Origin of the sequence: Ruminococcus champanellensis 18P13 = JCM 17042 (assembly GCF_000210095.1) — a bacterium.
Classification (GTDB): domain Bacteria; phylum Bacillota; class Clostridia; order Oscillospirales; family Ruminococcaceae; genus Ruminococcus_F; species Ruminococcus_F champanellensis.
Map to the genome: position 1 here is coordinate 881,654 of NC_021039.1, position 10,677 is coordinate 892,330.

Below are 10,677 nucleotides of genomic sequence, written 5' to 3' on the forward strand. Positions count from 1 at the left end.
TCGGCTTTTCTGTATTATAGAGCAACTGCGCGCAGTTCTTGCGCTGTATGCGCGCTGAATATGTGAAAAAAGCTACTTACGTTTTATTGCAAGTAGCTTTTATAATACAAAAGGAGCATTGCTCGTGATATGCAATGCTCCTATAATCAACTAAACAGTATTTTCTTACCGATAATATTACCCGTTCCAACAGGTATGATAGTATCTTCTAATTGGAATTTTGATTTTGAAGGGAATTTATCAACTACGATCGCTATGCTGTAACGTGAACGTGTAGCAGCAATATAATATTTTTCAGGACTCCCCAAAGCCTTACCTTTTTGAATATACTCCAAGAATGGTTTATTCGGGAATATTAAAATCCTATCAAAAGTCAAGCCTTTGCACTCTCCAAAATTCATAGAGGATAATCCCAAAGTATCTGTTTTTTTATCGTACCTAAGAACTTGCGGAGAATATTGATCGTAATAATCAGGAATATCAGATTTAAGAATAAGAAATACGCCATCATGCGGTGTAATTGAGGTCATAAATGTTGACATTTCATTACTGCTCGGATAAACATCATTAGCAAATCTACAAATATCCACGTTAAAACGTCTGCTTATATTATTATAAGTTAACTGCGCCGAGTGGCTTTTTTCAAGATTTTTGAAAAACAATTCCATCTTCGCTCCGGAAATGTTTTTATTTTTCTGACCACTGTTTGTTTTGAACGTAGCCTGCTTAGGGTCTCCTACACATACCAAGTTAATTGATGAGGCAGCAATACGCCTTATGATTTCAAGATCGTATCCAGATAAATCCTGAACTTCATCAAAGAAAATGGTATCATAGATTCTCTCAATTCTTTTTATTACTTGACCATTACTTCGGTTATTAAGCTGAACAACCAATTCCGCAGCTTCATTCGCTGTAATGTTATGTCCCACTGTCATATATCTTGCTTTTTGCCCAATACGATGTTTATTGATAAATCCATACATTCGTGAAAAATCAAGGCTCTTAACTTCGTTAATTCCAAAGATATATGTTTGATATGGTTTTATCAGTTCTCTAAGCAAAAAGGAGTATAATGATTCTACGGTTATACGACTATGCATTATGCCATTATTCTGTTTCTTAATTTCAGTCTGTACTGCCTGAACACCTTGATTGGTATAGGAAATAACCGCTACTCGTTTTTTGATATCTGATGATACGATTGACAAGGCTGTTTGACAAATACTCCACGTTTTGCCTGAGCCGGCACATTCTATTTTAATCAAGTTCATTGATGGCATTTTGTATATACTCCGGATAAATAATTTTCAGCTCACTATCAAAAACCCGCAAAGCCCATTCTGCTTTATTGTTAGTCATAAATTCTATTATTTCCTCTTTACTCTTTGTCATCATTGAGTTCCTTTTAGATAATACAGTTCTAAAAGTTTGTGCGTGAGAATCTGTATCAAAGTTTACAGCGGCAACACTTGGCTCGATAGTATGTAATTCTTCATTGCTCTCGTAAACAAAAATCAAATTGGATTTAGTGGTATATTCAGAATACTTATTAGTAATATTTTCTTGTATATTGCCATCGTTATCAGTTGCTATAACAGTTTTCTTGTTTAATAAAACAGTAATATCACAATACCGCTTAAATGCAAGCGAATCGACTACTATAACATCAATCCCATTTTCGATAGGAAGGACACCATGCTTATCCAAATAAGCACGCTGAATAATCAATTCTTCAGTAGGACCTTCAACTAAAATGATTTTTTCTGCCAGAACTACTCTTAAAGTATCATATCCAGGGAGCTTTTTGAAATAAGACATCGTATCTTCCGGTAAACCATTAAAACGAGTTGGTATTCCTTTCCTAATCAAGAAAAGATTCTGTAAATCCAGTTTGTTAGCAACATAGCTGCTGTGTGTAGAAATAAAGACCTGTTTTCCTTCGGATTTCTCCACTTTACTTACTAAGCGTGCCATATTTGTATATGAAAGATTGTTTTCGGGTTCTTCCATAATAATGACATTGACTTGCTCATCAGCGTTTTTTAGTACCATACCCATTTTAATTGTATTTTGGGTTCCAAAACCAACATTCTCAAAAGGGCAGGAATCTACAACAACTGACATTTGTGATTTCCATGAATCAACATCCTCTTCTTTCAGGTCTATTGTTAATTCACGCCCGTCAAGATCGGTATTCTTACGGACATCCTCATTAAGCTTCTTTACAATTTCGCTATTACTGAAATCATGTCGGCTTTTTCGATATGCAGTAGTAAGATCCGTTTGATTTTGGGGTGTTAAGAAATTGGTGATATTGTCCGCAACGAATTTATCTACTACATAAGCATAGTTTTTTCTTGTTGTATCAATGAACGCAGCTTTTATCGGAGAAAAACGCTGAAGAACAGGAGAGCCATTAAAATATCTTAACTCAACGGAATAGAATTCAACAGGAATGTCATAAATCTCTTTTGATGATAATAGACTGCTATATAATTCTGAATATTCCTCATTGAAGTGTACCCTAACCCTAATTCCGCAAGCATCTTTCAAAAGAGAATTGTTCGTACCTGAATACTGAGGATCAGCATCTTGCAAAAATGCTTCAATTATTATTTCCGGCGGAGATATCGGTAACCCTGTTGCAAGTGAGTTAATGTACTCTTTTCTTGCTTCATCATTAAACATATTTGCCTTTATCTGCCTTTCAAAAGCATAACCATTCAGTTTTCCTGATGTTATGATCGATAGTACTTCAAGGATTGTGCTTTTTCCAGAATCGTTTTCACCAACGAAAATATTGATCTTTTCATTAAGATCAATATTTACCTCTTTTAGGAGCTTATAGTTTTTTACAATAAGTTTGCTGATGTACATCTTGTTCACCGCCTTGTTTGGATTATCTGATTACTATTATTATAGCATATTTCTTACTACTTTTCAAGTCAATTATCTTGATCCAAATTCAATTGAAATGGAGCGTTACCACTACGGCAACGCTCCATTTTTGCTTATTCATCCCCATCGCTGCACTCGTCCAATCCATGAAGCAGTTGGATATAAACGCACTCTGCACGTTCATGTTCCTCGCCGTCCGTAGACATCATCAGTTCAAGAAAATAGGCTTTCGCATCTTCGTAGTCCGTCCAGACCTCACGCCTTCCGTTGCAAACAGTCGTGACCTTGCGTGATCTCGGCATTGTCAATTCAGGTGTTTTTAACATAACTGATACCTCCAAAAGTTTTATCGTGAATCCATTATAGCGGATAATCTCTCTGGAGTCCAGCTTTGCGGAATGATTGTAACCATTTTTGTGAAGTGCGCAGCAATTTCAAACACCGATCCGGTGCAGAGCGCACATATTGGCTTTCGGTGCTGTCGGGATTTCTCCTTACAGCACTTTGCTGTCAATGCCTCAACTGCAAACACTTCGATTGCAGAAACAGCAAGGGCTGAATAAGCTTATCGGCAAGGCTCTTGATGTCTTCAATGTCCTCCTTGTAAACTTTGTTCGTGACATTTACACGATGAGCGATCTGGTTGATATTGTTGGCGATGTTATTTGCCAATACGTTGAGCCGTTTCAGCTCGTTTTCGTCTATATGAACAATATAGCCCTCAAAGATCATCGCACGGACAAATCCGCTGAGAGTGTTCATACCGCTGTTCGCAAACTTCCTCTTGATAGCGTCCATTTCTGCCTGACTCACTCTTACCTTCAGGTACAGATCACGCTTATTCTCGTCTTTCATATTCTCTTTTTGTCCTCTCTTTGTTTTTATAAATTCGGGGTCGTAGGGGCAGCGCCCTCTGCCAAGCCTTGTATCATGTGGGTTCGCTCTCGGCGCGCCCACATGATACCGTGCTTGCTACTCTTGTTTCGCCCCTGTGGGGCGATTTGCATTTCCGAGCTTTTCAGCTCGGATTTTTTCTCGTGTATCGAGAATGGGAGCTGTGCGACTTTTTCTGTATCTCTCTGATAGTCGCTCCTGCGATTCCCCATATCCACTATACCAAAGATTTCAAAAACAGTCAATGGCTATCCGAAAAGTTTTTTCGGGCGGTCAGGAACGGCTTCGTCAAAATGACCGGGGATTTTTTATGGCGTAATAGCGTCATTTCGTATTTTGAAATCGCAAAATTCCCTGGTCTATTATTAACAAACTATGAACAAAAGTTTGTGCGCATTGCGGCTTGTATTGATATGGAATTGCGCGCTATAATTTGATCGTGGTCGGACGATGCGACTGCAAATCTGAGTTTCAGAAATATGCTGAAACGGAAAGCGAGGTGAATGCGATGGGTCTGTATCTTGAAAAGATCGAGGAGAACGAGAAGAAGATCAAGAAGCTGAAGGCAACGATCGAGACCAGTAAGGCAAAGCTCAAAAAGCTGGTGGAAGAAAATGCTCACCTGAGCTACCTTGAGATCAAGGCAGAATACAACTGCGAAGGTCGTGAGCTGCTGGAAGTTCTCGCAAGGGAGCGTGAGCAGTCTACAAGACTGAAAGCCGACAGTCTGGCTGGTTCGGATAATGATGTTACTGCGGAATCCGCTGATGATAAAATCAGCGATACCAATAACAGCGATGACAAGTTCGGTCAGCAGGTGAGTTTTACGGATACGAGAAATCCTTATGAGGACTAACATATATCCGACAACAGAACGATAGCTGTGTATGGGGCGGCAGCGATGCCGTTCCGCACAGAAATTTCAAAAACAGAAAGAGGGGCAGATAGAGAAAGCGATCCCCTCGCTCTATAAGCGTAGATAAAGAGAAGCTAAAGGAGAATAACGCTATGAACAACAACACTATTGCTGTAGAAAGAGAAAAGACAGAGACAACTTTTAACGCAACGTCCGAGTACAAGATCGGACATACCCTTTACACGGTGACCACCGTGTTCAACCCTGCTTCAAAGGAAAGTCTTTCGGATATTCTGAAAAGGCTTATCATCCGTGAGAGCGAAAAACTCCTCGGTGAATCCGGACAAGAACCTGAGAAGCAGGCTGTGTAACTTTGTAATATCGGCGCATTGAATCATTTTCCAATGTGCGCTATAATGATAGCATAGCTTGCTGTATCTGTCGGAAAGGGAGGTAAATTATGAAAGACAAGATTACAGCATTATATTGCCGTCTGAGCCAGGATGATATGTTGCAGGGTGAGAGCAACAGCATCACCAACCAGAAGGCTATCCTCAAGAAGTACGCTGATGATAACAGCTTTGGCAATACAGTTTATTATGTCGATGACGGAGTTTCGGGTACGACGTTTGAACGTGAAGGCTTCAAGGCTATGATGGCAGATGTGGAAGCAGGAAAGGTCGGTACTGTTATCACTAAGGATCTGAGCCGTCTAGGTCGTGACTATCTGAAAACTGGCGAGTACATCGAGATCATATTTCCTGATTATGATGTCCGTTACATTGCGATCAATGACGGCGTGGATACATTCAAATCTGAGAACGAGCTGATGGCTTTCAAGAACATTTTTAATGACTGGTACGCCCGGGATACGTCGAAGAAGATCAGAGCCGTTTTCAAAGTTAAGGGACAGTCGGGAAAGCATCTTTCCAATCCGATCTACGGCTACAAGCATTCGGAAACGGATAAGAACCTTTGGGTGATCGATGATGAGCCTGCCGAGGTGGTTCGTAAGATCTTCCGCCTTTGCATTGACGGATACGGTCCTTCGCAGATCGCCCGAATTCTGACGCAGGAAGGTATCCCAACTCCGACCGCTTACGCTCTGTCGCAGGGCAGGGATAATGGTCATAAGAATGCCAAGCTGCACCGCTGGGGCAGCGAAACGATTGCCCATATCCTTGAAAAGGCTGAATACTGCGGACACACGGTCAATTTCCGCACTCATGTGAAGTCCTACAAAAACAAGAAGCGTGTGGATAACCCGAAAGAGGATTGGCTGATCTTTGAGAATACCCATGAAGCCATTATCACTCAGCAGGAGTTTGACTTGGTGCAGGAGCTTCGCAGACATAAGCACAGACCTACAAAAATCGAAGAAGTCAATCCTTTTTCCGGCGTGTGTTTCTGTGCCGACTGCGGACGGAAAATGTATCTTTGCCGAGCCAAGTCGCTTACAGCGGATCAGGAGCATCTGAAATGTGGGACTTACGCTAATGACAAAGACGAGTGTACAGCGCATTTTATCAGGACGATCGTGCTAAAAGAGATCGTTCTCGGTGAACTGAACAAGATGATTTCCTTTGTCAAGGAGAACGAGGACGAATTTGTGAGGTCGGCTATGGATAATTCCGTTCAGAAGCAGTCCTCGGAGCTTGCCAAATCCAAGAAAAAGCTGAAAGAAGTTGAGAAGCGTATCGCTGAACTGGACAGACTATTCACAAGGCTCTATGAGGATAATGTCTCGGGCAAAATCTCAGATGCGCGTTTTGCAGTGATGTCAGCAGGATATGAGGACGAGCAGAAGACGCTCAGGGCAACCGTAGCAGAGCTGACTGCTTACATTGATACTGCCGAACAGAAGTCCGCCGATGTGACTGCTTTCATCAGAGCAGTACAGAAGTATGAGCATATCACGGAGCTGACGCCTGAGGTCATGCACGAACTTATTGAGAAGATCGTAATTCGCGCTCCTGACAAGAGCAGCGGACATCGTACTCAGCAGATCGAGATTCACTATCGCTTCGATGTTGCCATAACTACTGCCGTTGCTGACAGTATGAAGTACGACAAAAAGAGAAAGGCTGCGTAACCGCTTGGTTACGCAACCTTATCTTCAAAGAATTAAAACTTCTTTATTAGCACCTGTCTTTCGCAGTCGGGCTTTTGCCGTATCGGATGTGTATATCTATTACGAATCGTAGGTGCGTACCCGCAGGGGAACGCCCAACCGATCAGCCAGTTCCTGGGACAGCCGGATCTGCTCCTTGGGGATTACGTCCACCACGGTGAACATCACATGGGGCACATACTGCTTGCAGTCCACCGCAAAGCGCTGCAGTGCCTGGAATGCTTCCGGGAATTTTGGGCGGGTTACCTGATTGTACTCCTGCTCGTCTCCGGCATTCAGGCTGATGGATACGGTGTCGATCAAGCCCTGGAACCGGTGAGCAGTGGGCGCTCCGTGGATCAGATCCGATAAGCCGTTGGTATTGATCCGCAGGGGCGGACAGCCGGGCTGCTGCTTGAGGTAGGCTGCGGTCTGGCACAGCACATCCAGCGCCTCCGAAGGCTCTCCGTAGCCGCAGAACACGATCTCGTGATACTTGCCGAGATCCTTAGGACATGCCGCCTGCACCTCCTCAAAGGTGGGGGTATGCTCCAGCCACAGGCTGTCGGAGCCGTATGCCCCGTCCCCGTTCTGCCGGATGCAGAAGGTGCAGTTACAGGGACATTGGTTGGTGAGATTCACATACAGGTTTTGTCCCACCGGATAGAAAATTGTCATTGCCATTTCAAACACTCCTTTGTGTTAAAACTGCCGGACGATCCAGGGAATCAGGTAGGTGATGACGCACATAATGGCTGCCGCCAGTAATACCCCCAGGAAAATAGCCAGGCTTGCCTTTTTCCGGTCCACATGCAACAGGGATACGATCAGTGCGCCAGTCCATGCGCCGGTGCCGGGCAGGGGGATGCCTACAAACAGCAGCGTGCCCATAAATTCCACCTTGCGGATCTGTTCCGCCTTGGGGCCGGTGGCTCTTTTCTCCAGCCAGTCCGCAATGCCGTGGAGATGCTTGGTGGTTTTCATCCACTTGAGGATCTTTTCAATAAACAGCAGGATAAATGGGATGGGCAGGATGTTGCCGATGATACAGATGCACAAAGCCGGTACGATGGGCACTCCAAGAATGGACGCCGCCAGCAGTCCGCCACGCAGTTCCAGAATGGGCAGCAGGGAAATTACAAAAATAATCAGTTCACGGGGCAAGCCGTTCATATGGGTGGTCAGCCATTCCACCAGGGTTTCACTGAGGGACATCATTTCAAGCAGCATATTTCACGTTCCTTTCGTCTGTTGCATAATACCTTTTTAGTATCGCACACTCCAGCAGGATTGTCAAGAAAAATTTGTGTAAAGCCCCGGGCGATATCGTACAAAGCTGACCTGGTGTTTTTTTACAGCCTCTGCTAACGGGTGTTCCGTCATATCATACAGAAACTCCCTGCAATGCTCTGGCATTCCTGCATCGTTTCTATGCAATCTGACGAAAAATCTGTTGACACATCTGTCGCACAATTTTTGTGTGGTGTTGCTCTTGTTATTTTACTGGCAGTATGCTATGATATAAAGGAATACATGCGGATGAATCTTTGGTGTGCCGATGCCGGAAATCGGCAGGCAGTGTGACTGCCTCAATGGAGGGAGCATGCACAAATATCTGAGCGATTATATGAAGCAAATGAATCGGCTGCTGGAAGAAAACCGCAGCTTCACAGAAACGGATCTGCAGCGGCACCTGGACAAGATCGGGTTTATGCAGCACGAACGGCTGATCCACTTTCTGGTGACCATGCTGTTTGCCATTGTTCTGTTCCTGGTTCTGGGTGCTTTTCTGATGACGGAGGCAATGTTCCTGCTGCCCCTGCTGGGACTGATCCTGGTACTGCTGGTGCCCTATATTTTTCACTATTACTTTCTGGAAAATACGGTACAGAAGATGTATGTGATCTATGACCGGATGGCGGAGCGGATGGGCGCATCCGCCCATCAGTCATGAAGCGTTGGTCCCAGTACCGTGCGGTTCTGCTGCCCACGGTGCTGCTGACGCTGCTGATGCTGGGCTTTGCCTGGTATGCCACCGGGGTGGTGGATCGGGATCGGGCGATGGAGCAGGCGGAAAACCGGTTGGTACAGATGAGCCAGAAGATCGATGCGCTCCAGTCGGAGCAGTCCCTGATCCTGGACGAAGCCCAGGCGGATTATCAGACCCGGGCACGGATCATTTCCATGATGATCAACACCACACCGACGTTGCTGGAGACGGAAACGGATCTGGAGGAGCTTCGGTTGGTTGCCGGGGCGGAGGTCATCAGCGTATCCGATCTGCAGGGCGTGATCCGGTTCAGTACGGATCAGTCCCGGGTAGGGGATCGGGTGGAGGACGCCTTCCTGCCGGCGATCACGAATAAGGTGTTTTCCGAGTGGTATTTTCCCGACGAGAGCACCCGGGATATTCTGCTGGTGGGCACAGCACGGCTGGATCAGGACGGCGTGATCCAGATCACCTTTAAGCCGGATGACATCAGTCAGCTGATGCAGTCAGCGGATCTGTCAGAACTGGTAAGCGGAACCCAGTTCATGGAAAATGGAACCCTTTCCGTGCTGGATGAAAGCTGTCGCTACATGAGTCACACGTATTCCGCCCTGGTGGGTGCCCAGTCCCCCTATGCGCCGGCGGATTTTTCCGGCAATGCGGGACACTTCAGCGCAAGTCCATACCAGTCCTCCGCTCTGGTATGTTACCGGAAGTACCGCAGTTACACATTGGTATGTACCCTGCCGTACCGGGAGGTTTATGCCCGCCGGAACAGTGCGGCACTGTGGATGCTTGCATTGGGCGCACTGCTGGATCTCACTGCCGGATTCTGCGTTACCAGTCGGCTGCACCGGGATCAGCAATAAGTATAGGCAATGCCGTACAGTTGCTATAATTATTATCATAGAAACAGAAATTCTCGGTTTATAGCGATTTGCTGCATAAGTTGTAGGAATAATCCATGAATAGACTTAACCTTTACACAACTAAACACTATTACACAATTCATTTTTCTTCCAGTTTGTCCGGCCTGTGGTGCGCCTGCTGTGCGGACGCTTCGACCGCAGTCAGCCTGGAAACGACCTGTACATGCCGCTCATCCTCTTTCTCCTGCTTGCGCTTGATGTCATCCACGCCGGACTTGATGTACCCGAACACGATGGCGCAGACCGTCCCGATGATCCCCAGCACCGTGGTGAATAATTCAAATCCCGTCATGCGGTTGCTCCTTTCAACGCCGCCACTGTTTTCTTCCCTGCCAGCCCGTTCACGGCAAGTCTATGCTCCTGCTGGTAAGCCCGGATGGCAGCCGATGGTTTTCACGCCTGCAATATCGTCAATTTTTCCGCAATCGTAGCCTGCCGCATCCAGCATGTACTGGATCCATCGCAACCGTCATCCCGGCTACCGTAGCGGATCGTGGCGTCCGGCGCAGTGTAGGGGCCGTCCTGCCTGGTCCACAAATCATTAATTGTGGTGCTGGTCAATTGCTTGGTGGAGGAAATCAAGTTTACATTCCGGAGGTCGATGCAAATTGGTTCAATTGAAATGCGATTGTATGGAGCGATTTGATACTGATATCAATTCTCTTAAACTGTTTGAAGAAATGAAATCGTTTTGTCATAATCAAGTTGCGAATGGTGTTTTTATAGAAATACCAGTAAGCAAGCCGTATCATACAGGATATTCTACCTTAGAACAGAAAGAACTCAAAAGGTATGCAACAAAATGGTATCAGTGTCAATCATGCGGCTGCATTTGGGAGTTTCTGTATCCTGATTTTCCAGCAAAAGGATTTATTAGAAAAATAAAATGATATCCTATTAATCATTTGATAACAAATACCGACGAAACACAACTTTAATAGTGTTTATTTTCCTTGATTGCTGAGCATGACTGGAACAGCCTGAAAAACATATGTGC

Annotated in this window: 14 protein-coding genes; 6 read left to right on the forward strand and 8 right to left on the reverse strand. The window is 45.0% G+C overall.

Features of this window, described 5'->3' with window-relative positions:
* Positions 1-146: 146 nt before the first annotated feature.
* The 4 genes from RUM_RS03905 to RUM_RS03920 all read right to left on the reverse strand — a co-directional run bounded on the left by RUM_RS03905 (position 147) and on the right by RUM_RS03920 (position 3,756).
* Entirely contained in the window at positions 147-1,283 is a 1,137-nt protein-coding gene (locus RUM_RS03905) for a UvrD-helicase domain-containing protein (protein WP_015557901.1), read from the reverse strand.
* Positions 1,261-2,880 carry an ATP-dependent nuclease gene (locus RUM_RS03910; RefSeq protein ID WP_015557902.1) on the reverse strand — a complete coding sequence of 540 codons (1,620 nt, stop codon included), beginning with the start codon at positions 2,878-2,880 and terminating at the stop codon, positions 1,261-1,263. Before RUM_RS03910 ends, RUM_RS03905 begins: the two co-directional genes overlap by 23 nt.
* A 134-nt stretch (positions 2,881-3,014) precedes the next feature.
* Entirely contained in the window at positions 3,015-3,227 is a 213-nt protein-coding gene (locus RUM_RS03915; RefSeq protein WP_015557903.1) for a hypothetical protein, read from the reverse strand.
* A 184-nt stretch (positions 3,228-3,411) separates the two neighbouring features.
* On the reverse strand, positions 3,412-3,756 hold the full coding sequence (locus RUM_RS03920) for a plasmid mobilization protein (protein ID WP_015557904.1): 345 nt from the start codon (positions 3,754-3,756) through the stop codon (positions 3,412-3,414).
* Positions 3,757-4,303: 547 nt separating this feature from the next.
* On the opposite strand from RUM_RS03920, the gene RUM_RS03930 reads away from it, so the two are divergent.
* The 3 genes from RUM_RS03930 to RUM_RS03940 all read left to right on the forward strand — a co-directional run bounded on the left by RUM_RS03930 (position 4,304) and on the right by RUM_RS03940 (position 6,743).
* Positions 4,304-4,651: a hypothetical protein gene (locus RUM_RS03930; protein ID WP_041326574.1), complete on the forward strand. Its 348-nt coding sequence runs from the start codon at positions 4,304-4,306 to the stop codon at positions 4,649-4,651.
* Between the two features lie 152 nt (positions 4,652-4,803).
* Complete coding sequence (locus tag RUM_RS03935) at positions 4,804-5,022, forward strand: transposon-encoded TnpW family protein (RefSeq protein WP_015557905.1); 219 nt, start codon at positions 4,804-4,806, stop codon at positions 5,020-5,022.
* Positions 5,023-5,111: 89 nt separating this feature from the next.
* Complete coding sequence (locus RUM_RS03940; protein ID WP_015557906.1) at positions 5,112-6,743, forward strand: recombinase family protein; 1,632 nt, start codon at positions 5,112-5,114, stop codon at positions 6,741-6,743.
* A gap of 99 nt (positions 6,744-6,842) precedes the next feature.
* Here RUM_RS03940 and RUM_RS03945 read toward each other — a convergent pair whose 3' ends face one another.
* Together RUM_RS03945 and RUM_RS03950 are read right to left on the reverse strand one after the other, a co-directional pair.
* Positions 6,843-7,445, reverse strand: coding sequence for a TIGR04100 family radical SAM protein (locus RUM_RS03945; protein ID WP_015557907.1), 603 nt, complete (start codon positions 7,443-7,445; stop codon positions 6,843-6,845).
* Between the two features lie 18 nt (positions 7,446-7,463).
* On the reverse strand, positions 7,464-7,991 hold the full coding sequence (locus RUM_RS03950) for a COG2426 family protein (protein WP_015557908.1): 528 nt from the start codon (positions 7,989-7,991) through the stop codon (positions 7,464-7,466).
* A gap of 373 nt (positions 7,992-8,364) precedes the next feature.
* On the opposite strand from RUM_RS03950, the gene RUM_RS03955 reads away from it, so the two are divergent.
* A complete protein-coding gene (locus RUM_RS03955; RefSeq protein WP_015557909.1) occupies positions 8,365-8,715 on the forward strand; it encodes a hypothetical protein in 351 nt (116 codons plus the stop codon).
* Positions 8,712-9,620: a cache domain-containing protein gene (locus tag RUM_RS03960; protein ID WP_015557910.1), complete on the forward strand. Its 909-nt coding sequence runs from the start codon at positions 8,712-8,714 to the stop codon at positions 9,618-9,620. Before RUM_RS03955 ends, RUM_RS03960 begins: the two co-directional genes overlap by 4 nt.
* Before the next feature lie 139 nt (positions 9,621-9,759).
* On the opposite strand, the gene RUM_RS03965 is transcribed toward RUM_RS03960, so the two are convergent.
* Together RUM_RS03965 and RUM_RS13250 are read right to left on the reverse strand one after the other, a co-directional pair.
* Positions 9,760-9,972: a hypothetical protein gene (locus RUM_RS03965; protein WP_015557911.1), complete on the reverse strand. Its 213-nt coding sequence runs from the start codon at positions 9,970-9,972 to the stop codon at positions 9,760-9,762.
* The gene (locus RUM_RS13250; protein ID WP_081460080.1) at positions 9,969-10,058 is read right to left on the reverse strand and encodes a hypothetical protein; all 90 of its coding nucleotides are present in this window, start codon (positions 10,056-10,058) and stop codon (positions 9,969-9,971) included. The genes RUM_RS03965 and RUM_RS13250 overlap by 4 nt, the downstream gene beginning before the upstream one ends.
* Before the next feature lie 254 nt (positions 10,059-10,312).
* Here RUM_RS13250 and RUM_RS12340 point away from each other — a divergent pair, with 254 nt between their 5' ends.
* The gene (locus RUM_RS12340; RefSeq protein WP_081459973.1) at positions 10,313-10,570 is read left to right on the forward strand and encodes a hypothetical protein; all 258 of its coding nucleotides are present in this window, start codon (positions 10,313-10,315) and stop codon (positions 10,568-10,570) included.
* Positions 10,571-10,677 lie beyond the last annotated feature (107 nt).

Coding starts and splice junctions, on each gene's coding strand:
- RUM_RS03910 (WP_015557902.1), bottom strand. CDS start 2,880: ATGTACATCAGCAAACTTATTGTAAAAAACTATAAGCTCCTAAAAGAG.
- RUM_RS03960 (WP_015557910.1), top strand. CDS start 8,712: ATGAAGCGTTGGTCCCAGTACCGTGCGGTTCTGCTGCCCACGGTGCTG.
- RUM_RS03965 (WP_015557911.1), bottom strand. CDS start 9,972: ATGACGGGATTTGAATTATTCACCACGGTGCTGGGGATCATCGGGACG.
- RUM_RS03955 (WP_015557909.1), top strand. CDS start 8,365: ATGCACAAATATCTGAGCGATTATATGAAGCAAATGAATCGGCTGCTG.
- RUM_RS03945 (WP_015557907.1), bottom strand. CDS start 7,445: ATGGCAATGACAATTTTCTATCCGGTGGGACAAAACCTGTATGTGAAT.
- RUM_RS12340 (WP_081459973.1), top strand. CDS start 10,313: ATGGAGCGATTTGATACTGATATCAATTCTCTTAAACTGTTTGAAGAA.
- RUM_RS03915 (WP_015557903.1), bottom strand. CDS start 3,227: ATGTTAAAAACACCTGAATTGACAATGCCGAGATCACGCAAGGTCACG.
- RUM_RS03950 (WP_015557908.1), bottom strand. CDS start 7,991: ATGCTGCTTGAAATGATGTCCCTCAGTGAAACCCTGGTGGAATGGCTG.
- RUM_RS03930 (WP_041326574.1), top strand. CDS start 4,304: ATGGGTCTGTATCTTGAAAAGATCGAGGAGAACGAGAAGAAGATCAAG.
- RUM_RS03905 (WP_015557901.1), bottom strand. CDS start 1,283: ATGCCATCAATGAACTTGATTAAAATAGAATGTGCCGGCTCAGGCAAA.
- RUM_RS03920 (WP_015557904.1), bottom strand. CDS start 3,756: ATGAAAGACGAGAATAAGCGTGATCTGTACCTGAAGGTAAGAGTGAGT.
- RUM_RS03940 (WP_015557906.1), top strand. CDS start 5,112: ATGAAAGACAAGATTACAGCATTATATTGCCGTCTGAGCCAGGATGAT.
- RUM_RS03935 (WP_015557905.1), top strand. CDS start 4,804: ATGAACAACAACACTATTGCTGTAGAAAGAGAAAAGACAGAGACAACT.